Source organism: Nocardioides sp. (genome assembly GCF_044226305.1).
Lineage (GTDB): Bacteria > Actinomycetota > Actinomycetes > Propionibacteriales > Nocardioidaceae > Nocardioides.
This window is the reverse complement of record NZ_JBGAHF010000006.1, coordinates 124,911-140,438: the sequence shown is the minus strand read 5'-3', so window position 1 is coordinate 140,438 and position 15,528 is coordinate 124,911. Positions and strand designations below refer to the sequence as shown.

Here is a 15,528-nt window from a genome sequence, read left to right as displayed (position 1 = left end):
GCGTCGGATTGGCCCGTGTCAGCAGGCCACTTCGACGCCAGGCTAGTCCCGTGACGACGACACCGCTGCCCACCCCGCTCTCGCCGACCGCGCGGACGACGGTCGGTCGCGGCCGCAACCGGGCGGTCGAGGACCGCGCCGCCCTGCACGCGCTGCTCGCCGACGCGCTGGTCGCCCACCTGGGGGTGGTCGTCGGCGGCCACCCGGTGGTGCTGCCGACCGCGTTCGCCGTCGACCCCGAGGGGCCCGACGCCGACGGCACGCTCTACCTCCACGGCTCGGTCGCGGCCGGCTGGCTGCGGGCCGCGACCGACAGCACGGTCTGCGTGACCGTGACCGAGCTCGACGGCCTGGTCGCCGGCCGCTCGGCGTTCCACCACTCGATGAACTACCGCTCCGCGGTCGTCATCGGCGCGGCGCGGGTGGTCGACGACCCGGAGGAGCGGCAGCACGCGCTCGACCTGATCGTCGACCACATGATCCCGGGCCGGTCGGGCACGCTGCGGCCGAGCACCCGCAAGGAGCTGGCCGCGACCGCGGTCCTCGCCGTGCCCCTCCACGAGGCGTCGATGAAGGCGCGCGCCGGCGGGCCCGTCGACGAGCCGGCCGACGTCGCGGCCGGCACCTGGGGCGGGCACCTCCCGCTGCGCCGGGTGCTGGGGGAGCCGGTGCCGGACCCGGACGCCGTCGGTCCGGTCCCGGCCGATGTGGTGGCTCGGAGCGCGCACCGGCCGGCGGCTCGATAGTCTCCGCGACATGACCCAGCGCACGCTCGTCCTGCTGAAGCCCGACGCGGTCCGCCGCGGCCTCGTCGGGGAGCTGATCTCCCGCTACGAGGCCAAGGGGCTCACGATCGTCGCGATGGAGCAGCGCACCGCCGACGCCGCCACGGCCGACGCGCACTACGCCGAGCACGTCGAGAAGGAGTTCTACCCGCCGCTGCGGGCGTTCGTGACCGGCGGCCCGCTGGTCGCGCTGGTCCTCGAGGGCGACTCCGCGGTGGAGGTGGTCCGGTCGATCAACGGCGCCACCGACGGCCGCAAGGCCGCGCCCGGGTCGATCCGGGGCGACTACTCGCTGTCCAACCGCGAGAACCTCGTGCACGGCTCGGACTCGCCGGAGTCGGCCGCTCGCGAGACGGCGATCTGGTTCCCCGGCCTCTGACCCCTCGCCGGCCGGGACGAATCTGCAGGTCCGGCCGCGTGTCGTCCCGAGCGGTCGCGTGATCGCTTCGTAGCCTGTTGTCACACCTTCCCCACCAGCACCACCGGTGCGACAGCGACAGGGCGACGCATGGCGAACAGCTTCATCGGCCGCGACATGGCCGTGGACCTCGGGACCGCCAACACCCTCGTCTACGTGCGCGGCAAGGGCGTGCTGCTCGACGAGCCGAGCGTGGTCGCGCTCAACGACTCCACCGGCGACATCCTCGCCGTCGGCCACGAGGCGAAGCGGATGATCGGCCGCACGCCCGACAACATCACCGCCATCCGCCCGCTCAAGGACGGCGTCATCGCCGACTTCGACGCGACCGAGCAGATGCTGCGCTACTTCATCCAGCAGGTGCACCGGCGCCGCTACTTCGCCAAGCCCCGGATGGTCATCTGCGTCCCGAGCGGCATCACCGCGGTCGAGCAGCGCGCGGTCAAGGAGGCCGGCTACCAGGCCGGCGCCCGCCGGGTCTACATCGTCGAGGAGCCGATGGCCGCCGCGATCGGCGCCGGCCTCCCCGTGCACCAGGCCACCGGCAACATGGTCGTCGACGTGGGCGGTGGCACCACCGAGGTCGCGGTCATCTCGCTGGGCGGCATCGTCACCAGCCTGTCCGTGCGCACCGCCGGCGACGACCTCGACCAGGCGATCGTCGCCTGGATGAAGAAGGAGTACTCCCTCATGCTCGGCGAGCGCACCGCCGAGGAGGTCAAGATGACCCTAGGGTCGGCGTTCCCGCTGCCCGACGAGCCCGAGGCCGAGATCCGCGGCCGCGACATGGTCTCCGGGCTGCCGCGCACCGTCGTGGTGTCCAGCGCCGAGGTCCGCCAGGCCCTCGAGGAGCCGCTGCACGCGATCGTCGACGCGGTCCGCGGCACCCTCGACCAGACCCCGCCCGAGCTGGCCGGCGACATCATGGACCGCGGCATCGTGCTCACCGGTGGCGGCGCGCTGCTCCGCGGCCTCGACGAGCGGTTGCGCCACGAGACCGGGATGCCGGTGCACGTCGCCGAGGACCCGCTCACCTCGGTCGCCCTCGGGGCGGGCAAGTGCGTCGAGGAGTTCGAGGCCCTCCAGCAGGTGCTGGTCAGCGACCTGAGGCGCGGCTGATGGGTCGCGACGGCCTGGGCCGGCTCCGGCTCGACCGCCGGCGCCGCGAGCGCCGCTGGCGTGGGCCCGAGGCCCAGAAGTCGTCACCGGCGCTGCTGGTGGCGCTCGTCCTCGCCTCCCTGAGCCTGATGACGCTCGACGCGAAGGGCGGTGACGGCTCCCCGGTCGAGTCGGCCCGGCAGGCCGTCGGCGAGGTCTTCGGGCCGGTCGAGGTCGGGGCCGCCACCGCGATCCGGCCGTTCACGGCCGTCCCGGGCTGGTTCCGCTCCCGGGACGCGATGCAGCAGGACCTGCTCGACCTCCGCGCGGAGAACTCCCGGCTGCGCTCGGACCTCGCCACCGGCGACTACAACCGCAACCGGCTCGCCGAGTACGACGGCCTCACCGCCGCGGCCCGCAGCATCGGCAGCAGCCTGGTGCCGGCCCGCGTCGTCGGCATCGGCCCCTCGCAGTCCTTCTCGCGCACGGTGACCATCGACGCCGGCTCGGACTCCGGCGTCAGTCCGGACCAGACGGTCGTCGACAACGACGGGCTGGTCGGCCGGGTGCTGCGGGTCACCCACACCACCGCGACCGTGCTCCTCATCGTCGACGCCGACTCGGTGGTCGGCGCCCGGGTCGGCCGCAGCATGCAGGTGGGCCTGCTCCACGGTCGCGGCGTCCTGGGCAGCGACGGCCGCCTCGACCTCGAGCTGGTCGACCAGACCGCCGTGCCCGCCGAGGGCGACGCCGTCGTGACCTGGGGGAGCGAGGCCGGCGGGCCCTACGTGTCCGGCGTCCCGGTCGGCCGCGTCACCCACGTCTACAGCAGCGTCCGCGAGTCCGCCCAGCGTGCCGTCATCGACCCCTACGTCGACTTCGGCGCCCTCGACCTGGTCGGCGTCGTCGTCCCGTCCGGGACCGCCAGCGACCGCTCGATCATCGAGGCGGACGGGAGCCTGAGGTGAGCCGACCATGAGCTGGATCCGCGCCCTCGTCGCCCTCGCGGCGGTGTCCGTCGCCCTGGTCCTCCAGGTGACGCTGTTCCCGCACCTGGCCTGGCACGGCATCGTCCCGAACCTCTGCCTGCTCGTCGTCGTCGGCGCCGCGCTGACCCGCGGGCCCCAGTTCGCCGCCGTCCTCGGCTTCGTCGCCGGGGTCGCGCTGGACCTCGCCCCGCCCGCCGACCACCTCGCCGGCCGGTGGGCGCTCGCGCTCGTCGTCGTCGGGTACGTCGCCGGGCGGGTGCGCCAGGACGTCGGCCCGTCCGCGACCGCCGTCGTCGCGACGGTCGCCGCGTCGTCGTTCGTCGGCACCTCGGTCTTCGCGCTGACCGGGGTGGTCCTCGGTGACCCGATCGGGGTGCCCGAGCTGCTCGAGGTGATCGTGGTCGCGATGGTCTGGGACGTCCTGCTCACGCCGCTGGTGCTGCCCCCGGTGATGATGCTCTTCCGCCGCCTCGAACCCTCGCTGGCCTAGCCGATGGCGACCCGCTCCGGCCGGCTCCGGCTGATCGTCATCCAGGCGCTGGTGTTCTCGCTGTTCGCCACCCTGGCCGCGCGCCTCTACTACGTCCAGGTCGTCGGCGGCGAGGAGTACCACGCCCAGGCCGCCTCCCAGTCGGTGCGCGACATCGTCGTCCAGCCGCAGCGGGGGCTGATCGTCGACGACCAGGGCCGGCCGCTGGTCGCCAACCGCACCTCGTGGGTGGTCTCGCTCGACCGGTCGGTCCTCGGCAAGCTGAGCGACCACCAGCACGAGCAGCTCCTCGACCGGGTGGCCGGCGTGGTGGGCGTGCCGGTCTCGACCGTCCGCAAGAAGCTCGTGACCTGCGGTGAGTCGGGGAGTGTCCCCGGCATGTGCTGGAACGGCTCGCCCTACCAGGCGGTCCCGGTGGCCTCCGACGTCCCGCAGACCGTCGCGCTGCGCATCCTCGAGCAGCCGGAGGACTACCCCGGCGTGCTCGCCGAGCAGCAGAGCGTGCGTGCCTACCCGCGGCCCTTCGGCATCAACCTGGCGCACGTCCTCGGCTACCTCAGCCCGATCACCGAGTCCGAGTACGACCGGGCGCAGCGCGACGGCGACCGCTCGGTCAACGGCGCGTCGTCGGTCGGCCGGGCCGGGGTCGAGAAGGAGTACGACCGCTGGCTGCGCGGGATGCCGGGCTACAAGAGCGTCGCGGTCGACTCGATGGGTCGCGTCCTCGGCGACGACAGCGAGGTGGCCGGGCAGCCCGGCGACACGCTGGTCACCACGATCGACGCCAAGGTGCAGGGGATCGTCGAGCGGGAGCTCGCGCAGGCCATCCAGACGGCCCGGGCGACCTACGACGAGGTCACGCACAAGAACTACGTCGCCGACTCCGGCGCCGTGGTCGTCATGGAGGCGCGCACCGGCCGGATCGTCGCGATGGCCAGCCAGCCGACGTACGACCCCGGGGTGTGGGTCGGCGGCATCACCAAGAAGCAGCTGGCCCGGCTCTACTCGAAGACCGCCGGCGACCCCCTGCTCGGGCGCGCGACCCAGGGCCAGTTCGCCCCCGGGTCGACCTGGAAGCCGATCATGACCGTCGGGGCGCTGAACAACGGCTTCACGTCCGACACCCGCCTCGACTGCTCCTCCGGCCTCCAGGTCGGCAACCGCTGGTTCAAGAACTACGAGTCCGCGTCCTACGGGTCCATCTCGTTCGCCCAGGCCCTCCAGCTCTCCTGCGACACCTTCTTCTACCGCGTCGGCCTGCACTTCTGGCAGAAGTACGGCTCGGACCCGCAGGACGTCGACGCCAAGGACCCGCTGGTGACCGAGGCGAAGGACTTCGGGTTCGGCAGCGAGACCGGGATCGACCTCCCGGGCGAGGCGAGCGGCCGGATCGCCGACCGGCACTGGAAGCTCGAGTACTGGCGGTCCATGAAGGGCTACTACTGCCGGATGGACGCGAAGGGGACCGCGCCGTCGCCGTTCCTCAAGCTCTTCGCCCACGAGTTCTGCCTCGAGGGCAGCTACTACCGGGCCGGCGACGCCGTGAACTTCTCGATCGGGCAGGGCGACACGATCGTGACGCCGCTCCAGCTGGCCCGGGCGTACGCCGCGCTGTCCAACGGCGGGACCCTCTTCGCGCCCCGGGTGGCCAAGGCGATCGTGAGCCCCGACGGCACCGTCCTGCGGCGGTTCCCGCCGGTGGTCGCCGGCAAGCTGGACGCCTCGCCGGCCAGCATCCGGTACGTCGACACCGCGCTCCAGGGCACGCCGAAGGTCGGCACCCTGGCCTGGCGGTTCGGCGGGTTCCCGCTCGACAAGGTCAAGATCCGCGGCAAGACCGGCTCCGCCGAGGTCTACGGCAAGCAGTCGACCTCGTGGGTCGCGTCCTACGACGAGGACTACGTCGTCGTGATGATGGTCAGCCAGGGCGGCACCGGCTCGGGCACCTCCGGCCCGGCGGTCCGCAAGATCTGGGAGGCGCTCTACGGGATCGACGGCATGACCGTGGACCCGACGAAGGCCGCCATCCCGGGCACGACGCCGCCGAAGGGGCTGCCGGTGTTCACCCAGGACGGCTCGATCCTCCCGCCGGCCCGCGACGAGTCGGAGGAGCGCTGACATGGTCCGGACCCCCCGACTCGACTGGGTGCTGCTCCTCGCGGTGCTCGGGCTGGTCACCCTCGGCACGCTCCTCGTCTGGTCGGCCACCAGCCACCGCGAGGACCTCACCGGTGGCGACCCGCGGGCGTACCTGCACAAGCAGCTGGTCAACGTCGCGATCGGCCTGGTGCTGATGGTCGTGGTGACCGCCACCGACCACCGCTGGGTGCGGATCGTGGCGCCGCTGGTCTATCTCGGCTCGATCTGCGGGCTGGTGCTCGTGCTGACGATGGGCACCACCGTCAACGGCTCGCGCTCGTGGCTCCAGCTCGGCGGGATGTCGATCCAGCCCTCGGAGTTCGCCAAGCTCGCCGTCGTCATCGGCATGGCGCTGTGGGTGGCCGAGCGCACCGAGGTGCGCCGGCAGCGGACGGTCACGGCCGGCGACGCCCTCGTCGACGTGGTCGGCATGCTGGTGATCGCGGGGCTGCCGGGCGCGCTGATCCTGCTCCAGCCCGACCTCGGCACGATGCTGGTGCTCTCAGCCACCGTCTTCGGCGTGATCGCCGTGTCCGGGGCGCCCCGGCGCTGGCTGGTGCTGCTCGCCGCCGGCGGCATCACCGCCGCGGCCGCGGCGGTGGCGGCTGGCTTCCTCAAGCAGTACCAGATCGACCGGTTCCTGGCGTTCACCAACCCCGACCTGGACCCGCGGGGCGCGGGCTACAACGTCGAGCAGGCCCGGATCGCGATCGGCAACGGCGGCCTGTTCGGGCAGGGCCTCTTCGACGGCTCGCAGACCCGCTCGGGATTCGTCCCCGAGCAGCACACCGACTTCGTCTTCACCGTCGCCGGCGAGGAGCTCGGCCTGCTCGGCGCCGGCGTCCTGATCGCGCTGCTGGCCGTCGTGATCTGGCGGGCGCTGCGCATCGCCGCTCACAGCGACGACGTGTTCGGCCGCCTCGCCGCCGCCGGCATCGCCTGCTGGTTCGGCTTCCAGGCGTTCCAGAACATCGGGATGTGCCTGGGCATCATGCCGGTCACCGGCGTCCCGCTGCCGTTCGTGTCGTACGGCGGCAGCTCGATGTTCGCCGGACTGCTCGCCATCGGTCTGCTGCAGAACGTCCACCTGCGCTCGCACGCGTCGGTCCCGAACCGGTTCGACCGCCCGACCCGGGTGCTGGCCTCCCGCTGAGCCGGCGGCCGGTCGCCGTCAGGGGCTGATCGCGAGGAAGACGAAGGCCGCCATCAGCACCAGGTGCACCCAGCCCTGGAGCGACTTGGAGCGGCCGGGCACGACGGTGAGCACCGCGGCGACGACGGTGACCATCAGCAGCACCATCTGGGTCGGCTCGAGACCGAGGGCGAGCGGCCCCTCCAGCCAGATCGAGGCGATCGCGATCGCCGGGATGGTCAGGCCGATGCTGGCCATCGCCGACCCGTAGGCGAGGTTGAGGCTGATCTGGACCCGGTTGCGGGCCGCCGCCCGTGCGGCGGCGATCGACTCCGGCAGCAGCACCAGCAACGCGATGACGACGCCGACGAACGAGCTCGGGAAGCCCACCGCCTCGACGGCGTCCTCGATCGGGTACGACTCGACCTTCGCCAGCCCGACGACCGCGACCAGGCCGAGCAGCAGCAGGACCAGGCTGGCCAGCGCCGCCTGCGTGCTCGGCGGGGCGGCGTGCGGGTCGTCCTCACCGGCGGCGACCGCCGCCTCGCTGGCCTCCGCCTCGGCGATCGACGTCGCGGTCTCGACCGGGAGGAAGAAGTCGCGGTGCCGCACGGTCTGGGTGAAGACGAAGATCCCGTAGAGCGCCAGCGACGCGATCGCGGCGAACGCGAGCTGCCCGGAGGAGAACTCCGGTCCCGGCGTGCTCGTCGTGAACCGCGGCAGCACCAGGGTCAAGGTGGCCAGCACGACGACCGTCATCAGCGCCGAGCCCGAGCCCTCCGGGTTGAAGACCGCCATCCGGTACCGGGTGGCGGCGACCAGCAGCGAGAGGCCGGCGATGCCGTTGAGGGTGATCATCACGGCGGCGAACACGGTGTCGCGGGCCAGCGAGGCGGTGTCGCCGCTGCCGCTGACCATCAGCGTGACGATGAGGGCCACCTCGATGACCGTGACCGCCGCCGCGAGGAGCAGCGACCCGAAGGGCTCGCCCACCTTGTGGGCCACGACCTCGGCGTGGTGGACGGCCGAGAGCACGGCGCCGACGAGGAAGACGGCGATCGCCGCTGCGGCCACGGTGCCGGGGTGGCGGCCCCAGGCGAGCACCAGGACGACGAGGGCGGCGACCGGGGCGATCGTGGTCCAGGACGGGCGGCGCCAGCTCATGCCTGAACCCTACGGAGTGGGCAACGCCACTCAGCCGGGACCGGAACACGTTCTAGGCTGGTCGGCGATGAGCGAGCAGACGACGCCGGCTGCCGGAGCGGGCCCGACGGAGACCGGGGAGTACACCCACCGCCAGGTCCTGACCATCCTCTCCGGCCTGATGCTCGGGATGTTCCTCGGCGCCCTCGACCAGACGATCGTCAGCACCTCGATCCGGACCATCGCCGACGACCTCAACGGTCTGTCCGTGCAGGCGTGGGTCACGACGGCGTACCTCATCACCGCGACGATCACGACCCCGATCTACGGCAAGCTCGGCGACCTCTACGGCCGCAAGAAGCTGTTCATGTTCGCGATCACGATCTTCATCATCGGCTCCGCGCTCTGCTCCTTCGCGAACTCGATGTACCAGCTCGCGGCGTTCCGGGCGTTCCAGGGCCTCGGCGCGGGCGGCCTGTTCACGCTGGTGCTCGCGATCATCGGCGACATCGTCTCCCCGCGGGAGCGGGCCCGCTACACCGGCTACTTCATGGCGATGTTCGGCACGTCCAGCGTCCTGGGGCCGTTGATCGGCGGCTTCTTCGCCGGCCAGGCGACGATCCTCGGCATCGACGGCTGGCGCTGGGTGTTCCTCGTCAACGTGCCGATCGGCATCCTGGCGCTGGTCGTCGTCCAGGCCACGCTGCACGTCCACCACGTGCGCCGCGAGGTCCGGGTCGACTGGTGGGGGGCGGCTGCGCTGGTGGTGGCGCTCGTCCCGCTGCTCACGGTCGCCGAGCAGGGCTACCAGTGGGGGTGGGGGTCGCCCCGCAGCGTCACCTGCTTCGTCGTCGGCGGGATCGGGCTGGTGGCGTTCGTCTGGGCCGAGCACGTGATGGGTGACGCCGCGCTGATCCCGCTGCGGATCTTCCGGATCCGCGCGGCCTCGGTGACGATCGCGGCCAGCGTGATCGTCGGCATGGCGATGTTCGGCGGGATCATGCTGCTCCCGCTCTACATGCAGATCGTGCACGGCGCCTCGCCGACGGAGTCCGGCCTGCTCATGCTGCCGATGGTGGTCGGGATGATGGCGTCCTCGATCGGCTCCGGCCAGATCATCTCCCGCACCGGCCACGTCCGGATGTTCCCCATCGTCGGGTCCGCGGTGATCGTCGTGGGCCTCGGGCTGCTCTCGCGGTGCGGCGCGGACACCGCGCTGCCGTGGGTCAGCGGCGCGATGTTCGTGCTCGGCATCGGGCTCGGCAGCTGCATGCAGCCGCTGCTGCTCATCGTGCAGAGCGCGGTGCCGCCGACCGAGATCGGCGTTGCGACCAGCTCGGCGACCTTCTTCCGCCAGATCGGCGGCACCATCGGCGTCGCGCTCTTCCTCTCCGTGCTGTTCAGCACCGTGGGCGACAACATCGCCGACGCGATCCAGGCGGACGCGCAGACCGCCCGGTGGCAGCAGACCGTCACCGACCCCGAGGTGCTCGCGAACCCGCTCGACAAGGCGGTCGTCCAGGAGCTCGCCCACCCCTCGCCGGAGGGCGGCGTGCTCGCCCAGGTGCAGGACGACTCCTCGATCATCGACGAGATGCACCCGGTGCTGGCGCACCCCTTCAAGGTCGGCTTCGCCACGTCGATGGACCTGGTGTTCACGCTGGCCGCCGCGGTCGCCGTCCTCGCGTTCCTGATCCTGCTGCTGCTGCCCCCGGTCGAGCTCCGGGCGACGTCGGCGAGCGTGGCCGCCCGGCAGGCCGAGCAGGCCGGGGCCGAGCCCCCGCTCTGAGGCGGCCGGGTCCGTCCGCGGGTTCGCGGCCGGGCCGCCCCCCGACGTACCCTGGGTCGTTCCGACCGTCCCGCCCCCGACGCACCGTGTGAGGTAGCCAGATGTCCGCGCCCGTGAGCGCCCCGGAGTCGGTGTTCCCCCGGCTCGAGCCCCGTCTGCTGTCGGTCTCCAAGCCGATCCAGTACGTCGGCGGCGAGCTCAACTCGACGGTGAAGGACTGGAGCTGCGCCCCGGAGGGCGAGACCGTGCGGTGGGCGCTGATGTACCCCGACGCCTACGAGGTCGGGCTGCCGAACCAGGGCGTGCAGATCCTCTACGAGGTGCTCAACGAGCGGGACTGGATCATCGCCGAGCGCACCTACGCGGTGTGGCCCGACATGGAGCAGGTCATGCGCGAGGAGGGGGTGCCGCAGTTCACCGTCGACGCCCACCGCCCGGTGCGTGCCTTCGACGTGTTCGGCATCAGCTTCTCCACCGAGCTCGGCTACACGAACCTCCTCAACGCCCTCGACCTCGCGGGCATCCCGCTGCACGCGGCCGACCGCACCGACGACGACCCGATCGTCCTGGCGGGCGGGCACGCGGCCTTCAACCCCGAGCCGGTCGCCGACTTCCTCGACGCCGCGGTGCTCGGTGACGGCGAGGAGGTCGTGCTCGCGATCTCCGAGGTGGTGCGCGAGTGGAAGGGCGAGGGTCGACCGGGCGGTCGTGACGAGCTGCTGCGCCGGCTGGCCGTCAGCGGCGGCGTCTACGTGCCACGCTTCTACGACGTCGCGTACGCCGAGGACGGCTCGATCGAGGCGGTCGTGCCCAACCGGCCGGGCATCCCGTTCCGGGTCCGCAAGCACACCCTCATGGACCTCGACGGCTGGCCGTACCCGGCCAAGCCGCTGGTGCCGCTGGCGGAGACCGTGCACGAGCGGTTCTCGGTCGAGATCTTCCGCGGCTGCACCCGCGGCTGCCGGTTCTGCCAGGCCGGGATGATCACCCGCCCGGTGCGCGAGCGGTCCATCCGCACCGTGGGCGACATGGTCGAGAACGGGATCCGGAAGACCGGCTTCGAGGAGGTCGGGCTGCTCTCGCTCTCCAGTGCCGACCACACCGAGATCGGCGAGATCGCGACCGGGCTGGCCGACCGCTACGAGGGCTCGAACGTCTCGCTGTCGCTGCCCTCGACCCGCGTCGACGCCTTCAACATCACCCTCGCCAACGAGTTCTCCCGCAACGGCCGGCGCTCCGGCCTCACGTTCGCGCCCGAGGGTGGCAGCGAGCGGATGCGGAAGGTGATCAACAAGATGGTCACCGAGGAGGACCTGATCCGCACCGTGGCGACGGCGTACTCGCACGGCTGGCGCCAGGTGAAGCTCTACTTCATGTGCGGCCTCCCCACGGAGACCGACGAGGACGTGCTGGCCATCGCCGACCTCGCCAAGCAGGTGATCGCCAAGGGCCGCGAGGTCTCCGGGCGCAACGACATCCGGTGCACCGTCTCGATCGGCGGGTTCGTACCGAAGCCGCACACGCCCTTCCAGTGGGCCGCCCAGCTCGACCACGAGACGACCGACGAGCGGCTGCGCAAGCTCCGGGAGACCGTCCGCGACGACAAGCGCTACGGGCGGGCGATCGGGTTCCGCTACCACGACGGCAAGCCCGGCACGATCGAGGGACTGCTGTCGCGGGGCGACCGCCGCGTCGGCCGCGTGATCGAGGAGGTCTGGCGCGACGGCGGCCGCTTCGACGGGTGGAGCGAGCACTTCTCCTACGACCGCTGGGTCGCCTGCGCCGAGAAGGGTCTGGCCGGGACCGGTGTCGACCTGGCCTGGTACACCACCCGTGAGCGCGACTACGACGAGGTGCTGCCCTGGGACCACCTCGACTCCGGGCTCGACCGGGACTGGCTCTGGGCCGACTGGGAGGACGCGCTCGCGGTCGCCGACGGCAGCGCGGACGTCGAGGTCGAGGACTGCCGCTGGACCCCCTGCTACGACTGCGGGGTGTGCCCCGAGATGGGCACGGAGATCCAGGTCGGTCCCACCGGCCAGCAGCTGCTCCCGCTGTCCGTGGTCTGACGGGGAGCCGGGCCTCCTACGAGCCGCCCGAGCGCACGCTGCCCGTCGAGCGCTCCTGACGCAGGTCCAGCTGGTCCTCCAGCAGCACCGGCCGGGACACGTACGCCGCGAGCGGCAGCAGCGGGAGCGCGAGCGCGGTGAGGAGCACCAGCGGCCACGTCCACCCGCCGGTCGCGTCGTGGACGACGCCGACGAGGAACGGGCCGGCCGCCGCGATCAGGTACCCGGTCGACTGGGTGAAGGCCGAGAGCGAGGCGGTGCCCTCCGGGGTGCGGGCGCGCAGCCCGATGAGGGTGAGGATCAGCGGGAAGGTCGCGGTGGCCGCACCCACCACCAGCGCCCACGCGATCGCCAGCGAGTGCGGTGCGATCATCAGGCCGACGTACCCGACCGGGTAGGCGAGGATCACCGCGAACAGCACCCGGCGCGGGTCGGCACTCCGGGCGAGCACGTTGGGCAGCCAGAGCGACAGCGGGATCGCCGCGGCGGCGAGGACGCCGGCGAGCACCCCGGCCACGGTCGGGGAGTAGCCGCTGTCGCGCCACAGCTGGGCGAACCAACCGAAGATCGCGTAGGCCTGGAGCGACTGGAGCCCGAAGAAGAGCGCCATCGCCTGGCCCAGGCGGGTCCGGGCGACCTGCCGGAAGGTGATCGTCTGCGGCGTCTGGTCCAGGTGCCGGTCGTGCGCGACCAGCGCGACCCACGGCACCGCCGCCAGGACGGCGAGCGCCGCCCACCCGCCCAGGCCCCACCGCCAGCCGCCGGCGACCTCCGAGACCGGGACGGTCAGCACCAGCGCCGCTGTCAGCCCGACCGAAGCGCGGTGGTGTAGATCGCGGTGACCTGGCCGATCCGGTCCGGGAAGTGCAGCTTGACCAGGGAGGGCAGCAGCACGTTCGCCATCGCCATCCCGCCGAGAGCCAGCAGCGAGAGCACCAGGAAGAGGGCCTCGCTGCTCGTCGTCGCCCGTCCCACCAGGCCGGCGACCGCGGCCAGGATCGCCAGCAGCGTCACCCGGTGCACGCCGACCCGGCGCGCGGCAGCGGGTGCCAGCGCGCCGAAGACCGCGAACGCGACGACGGGCAGCGAGGTGAGCAGGCCGGCCACGGGGCCCGACATGCCGAAGGTGCCGCGGACCTCCGCGAGCACCGGGCCCACGCTCACCGCCGCGGGACGCAGGTTGAACGACAGCAGGACGATCCCGGCCAGGACCAGGACCGTGGCGCGGCGTACCGAGGTGCTCACCCGGTCCATCGTGTCAGGGGGGTCGTCGCCCTCGTGGTGTCGGCACCCTCGGGCAGGATGTCCGCGTGCGCCACGTCACCGACGTCGAGAGACGGCACCGGCTGGCCCGCCGGCACGCGCTCGCGCCCGGGCACCGTGCGGCCGACGCCGTCGCGGCGACCCGCGCGATGACCGTGCTGCACGCGACCGAGGCGCCGTCGGTCTACCTCTCGCTCTGGGCGCGCGTGGACGAGGTGACGGTCGACGACGTCGACCGGGCCCTCTACGACGACCGCAGCCTGGTCAAGCAGCTGGCGATGCGCCGCACGCTGTTCGTCTTCCCGCGCGACCTGCTGCCCGCTGCGTGGGGGAGCGCCTCCGCCCGGGTCGCCCGGGCGCAGCGGACCCGCCTGGCCAAGGACGTCGTCGCCGGCGGCATCGCCGAGGACGGGGCGGCCTGGGTGGACGCCGCGTGCGCGGCGGTGCTGGAGCGCCTCGCCGACGGCAGCGAGCTGTCGGCCCAGGAGCTGCGCGAGCAGGTGCCCGAGCTGGCCGGCCGGATCGAGATCTCGCCCGGCAAGTCCTACGGAGGCGTCTTCCCGATCGCGCCACGGGTCCTCACCCAGCTCGGCGTCGAGGCCAAGATCGTGCGCGGTCGCAACAGCGGCCACTGGCGCACCGCCCGCCCGAGGTGGACGGCGATGGAGAGCTGGCTGGGCGAGGTGCCGGAGCCTGCCGAGGAGCGGGAGGGGTACGCCGAGCTGGTGCGCCGGTGGCTGGGCACCTTCGGCCCGGGCTCCGCGGCCGACCTGCAGTGGTGGCTCGGGTCGACCGCGGGCGCGGTCCGGCACGCCCTCGCCGACCTCGGCGCGGTCGAGGTCCCGCTCGACGGCGGCCGGGCCGGCTGGGTGCTGCCTGACGACCCCCTGCTCGACGGCCCGGAGCCCGAGGTCGAGCCGTGGGCGGCGCTGCTGCCGGTGCTCGACCCGACGGTGATGGGCTGGAAGGAGCGTGGCTTCCACCTCGGCCCGCACGCGCCGATGCTGTTCGACCGCAACGGCAACGCGGGCACCACCGCGTGGTGGGACGGCCGGGTGGTGGGCTGCTGGGTCCAGGACCCGGACGGCGTGGTCGTGGTCGAGCTCCTCGAGGACGTCGGGACCGAGGGGCGCGCCGCGCTCGAGGCGGAGGCCGGCCGCCTGTCGGCCTGGCTCGGCGGCCACCGGGTCAGCACCGTCTACCCGTCGCTCGCGATGAAGCAGGCGATCGGCGACTGAGTCCCGGGGCACCTCGGGACGTAGCCTGGCCCGGTGCGTGACCAGCCCGAGCAGCAGGCTCCCCCCGTCCAGCGGCTCCGGATCCGCTACGCGAAGCGCGGCCGGCTCCGCTTCACCAGCCACCGCGACTTCAGCCGGGCCTTCGAGCGGGCGGTCTTCCGGGCCCGGATCCCGATGGCCTACTCGTCGGGGTTCAACCCCCACCCCCGGATCTCGTACGCCGGGGCCTCGCCGACCGGGTCGGCCAGCGAGGCCGAGTACCTCGAGATCGGGCTCGCCGAGGTCGTCGACCTCGACGAGGTCCGCGGCCTGCTGGAGGAGGCGCTGCCCGACGGCCTCGACGTGCTCGAGGTCGTCGAGTCGCCCGGTGGCTCCCTGGCGGACCGGCTCGAGGCCAGCCACTGGCTGATCGACCTGGACGCGGCCCCCGACGTGGCGACCGCGGCGGTCGCCGCCTTCCTCGCCGCCGACACCGTCACCGTGCAGCGGATGACGAAGAAGGGGCTGCGCGAGTTCGACTGCCGCGCGGCCGTCGTGCGGCTCGCCGTGGCGGCCCGCGACGGGGGCAGCCGGTTGGACCTGGTGCTCCGTCACCTCGAGCCCGCGGTGCGTCCCGACGACGTGCTCGCGGGGCTGGCCGCCTCCGGCGGTCTGACCACCGCCGGCGCTCCGCTCCTCACCCGGCTGGCCCAGGGACCGCTCGACGAGGCGTCCGGGCAGGTGGGGGACCCGCTCCGGGTCGGCGACTGACCCGGGTGTCGCGATGACCGACGCCGGTGGTCGGTGTGCGATACTCGCCGTGGTCGGCCCGGGCACCCCGCTCGGAACGACCCGACGACGTTCTCGCCGGCTCCCTCAGCACCACCTGGAGGTCGGCACACCGGACGGCACGTTCGCCGCCAGACCGCGACGCGGCCCGGCAGGTCGGTGACAGCGACCCGCCACAGGCAAGACGCCTGAGGGGCCGGCGACCGC

14 protein-coding genes are annotated in these 15,528 nt (G+C 72.8%); 11 read left to right on the top strand and 3 right to left on the bottom strand.

Annotation, left to right across the window (positions count from 1 at the left end):
• Window positions 1-50 precede the first annotated feature (50 nt).
• The 7 genes from ACILQ5_RS08485 to rodA all read left to right on the top strand — a co-directional run bounded on the left by ACILQ5_RS08485 (window position 51) and on the right by rodA (window position 7,072).
• The gene (locus ACILQ5_RS08485) at window positions 51-746 is read left to right on the top strand and encodes a pyridoxamine 5'-phosphate oxidase family protein (protein WP_395657552.1); all 696 of its coding nucleotides are present in this window, start codon (window positions 51-53) and stop codon (window positions 744-746) included.
• Window positions 747-756: 10 nt separating this feature from the next.
• Entirely contained in the window at window positions 757-1,164 is a 408-nt protein-coding gene (ndk, locus tag ACILQ5_RS08480; RefSeq protein WP_395657551.1) for a nucleoside-diphosphate kinase, read from the top strand.
• Between the two features lie 129 nt (window positions 1,165-1,293).
• Entirely contained in the window at window positions 1,294-2,322 is a 1,029-nt protein-coding gene (locus ACILQ5_RS08475; protein ID WP_395657550.1) for a rod shape-determining protein, read from the top strand.
• Window positions 2,322-3,269, top strand: a complete 948-nt coding sequence (gene mreC, locus ACILQ5_RS08470) for a rod shape-determining protein MreC (protein ID WP_395657549.1) — start codon at window positions 2,322-2,324, stop codon at window positions 3,267-3,269. Before ACILQ5_RS08475 ends, mreC begins: the two co-directional genes overlap by 1 nt.
• Window positions 3,270-3,276: 7 nt before the next feature.
• On the top strand, window positions 3,277-3,780 hold the full coding sequence (mreD, locus tag ACILQ5_RS08465; protein ID WP_395657548.1) for a rod shape-determining protein MreD: 504 nt from the start codon (window positions 3,277-3,279) through the stop codon (window positions 3,778-3,780).
• A gap of 3 nt (window positions 3,781-3,783) precedes the next feature.
• Complete coding sequence (mrdA, locus tag ACILQ5_RS08460; protein WP_395657547.1) at window positions 3,784-5,898, top strand: penicillin-binding protein 2; 2,115 nt, start codon at window positions 3,784-3,786, stop codon at window positions 5,896-5,898.
• A gap of 1 nt (window position 5,899) precedes the next feature.
• The gene (rodA, locus tag ACILQ5_RS08455) at window positions 5,900-7,072 is read left to right on the top strand and encodes a rod shape-determining protein RodA (protein WP_395657546.1); all 1,173 of its coding nucleotides are present in this window, start codon (window positions 5,900-5,902) and stop codon (window positions 7,070-7,072) included.
• A gap of 18 nt (window positions 7,073-7,090) precedes the next feature.
• On the opposite strand, the gene ACILQ5_RS08450 is transcribed toward rodA, so the two are convergent.
• Entirely contained in the window at window positions 7,091-8,215 is a 1,125-nt protein-coding gene (locus tag ACILQ5_RS08450) for a calcium:proton antiporter (protein ID WP_395657545.1), read from the bottom strand.
• Window positions 8,216-8,282: 67 nt separating this feature from the next.
• On the opposite strand from ACILQ5_RS08450, the gene ACILQ5_RS08445 reads away from it, so the two are divergent.
• Window positions 8,283-9,983 carry an MDR family MFS transporter gene (locus tag ACILQ5_RS08445; protein WP_395657544.1) on the top strand — a complete coding sequence of 567 codons (1,701 nt, stop codon included), beginning with the start codon at window positions 8,283-8,285 and terminating at the stop codon, window positions 9,981-9,983.
• A 101-nt stretch (window positions 9,984-10,084) separates the two neighbouring features.
• On the top strand, window positions 10,085-12,052 hold the full coding sequence (locus ACILQ5_RS08440) for a TIGR03960 family B12-binding radical SAM protein (protein ID WP_395657543.1): 1,968 nt from the start codon (window positions 10,085-10,087) through the stop codon (window positions 12,050-12,052).
• Window positions 12,053-12,068: 16 nt separating this feature from the next.
• On the opposite strand, the gene ACILQ5_RS08435 is transcribed toward ACILQ5_RS08440, so the two are convergent.
• Both ACILQ5_RS08435 and ACILQ5_RS08430 read right to left on the bottom strand, forming a co-directional pair.
• Window positions 12,069-12,845 carry a hypothetical protein gene (locus tag ACILQ5_RS08435; protein ID WP_395657542.1) on the bottom strand — a complete coding sequence of 259 codons (777 nt, stop codon included), beginning with the start codon at window positions 12,843-12,845 and terminating at the stop codon, window positions 12,069-12,071.
• Between the two features lie 11 nt (window positions 12,846-12,856).
• Entirely contained in the window at window positions 12,857-13,297 is a 441-nt protein-coding gene (locus tag ACILQ5_RS08430; RefSeq protein ID WP_395657541.1) for a hypothetical protein, read from the bottom strand.
• A 65-nt stretch (window positions 13,298-13,362) separates the two neighbouring features.
• Between ACILQ5_RS08430 and ACILQ5_RS08425 the strand changes: the two genes are divergently transcribed.
• Entirely contained in the window at window positions 13,363-14,553 is a 1,191-nt protein-coding gene (locus ACILQ5_RS08425) for a winged helix DNA-binding domain-containing protein (RefSeq protein ID WP_395657540.1), read from the top strand.
• A gap of 33 nt (window positions 14,554-14,586) precedes the next feature.
• Window positions 14,587-15,303 (top strand): TIGR03936 family radical SAM-associated protein, encoded by a 717-nt coding sequence (locus ACILQ5_RS08420; RefSeq protein ID WP_395657539.1) that lies wholly within the window; start codon window positions 14,587-14,589, stop codon window positions 15,301-15,303.
• The last annotated feature ends 225 nt before the right edge of the window (window positions 15,304-15,528 follow it).

Excerpts from the sequence above, each read along its gene's own strand:
- ndk (WP_395657551.1), top strand. The coding sequence starts at position 757 with ATGACCCAGCGCACGCTCGTCCTGCTGAAGCCCGACGCGGTCCGCCGC.
- ACILQ5_RS08475 (WP_395657550.1), top strand. The coding sequence starts at position 1,294 with ATGGCGAACAGCTTCATCGGCCGCGACATGGCCGTGGACCTCGGGACC.
- mreC (WP_395657549.1), top strand. The coding sequence starts at position 2,322 with ATGGGTCGCGACGGCCTGGGCCGGCTCCGGCTCGACCGCCGGCGCCGC.
- mreD (WP_395657548.1), top strand. The coding sequence starts at position 3,277 with ATGAGCTGGATCCGCGCCCTCGTCGCCCTCGCGGCGGTGTCCGTCGCC.
- mrdA (WP_395657547.1), top strand. The coding sequence starts at position 3,784 with ATGGCGACCCGCTCCGGCCGGCTCCGGCTGATCGTCATCCAGGCGCTG.
- rodA (WP_395657546.1), top strand. The coding sequence starts at position 5,900 with ATGGTCCGGACCCCCCGACTCGACTGGGTGCTGCTCCTCGCGGTGCTC.
- ACILQ5_RS08450 (WP_395657545.1), bottom strand. The coding sequence starts at position 8,215 with ATGAGCTGGCGCCGCCCGTCCTGGACCACGATCGCCCCGGTCGCCGCC.
- ACILQ5_RS08445 (WP_395657544.1), top strand. The coding sequence starts at position 8,283 with ATGAGCGAGCAGACGACGCCGGCTGCCGGAGCGGGCCCGACGGAGACC.
- ACILQ5_RS08440 (WP_395657543.1), top strand. The coding sequence starts at position 10,085 with ATGTCCGCGCCCGTGAGCGCCCCGGAGTCGGTGTTCCCCCGGCTCGAG.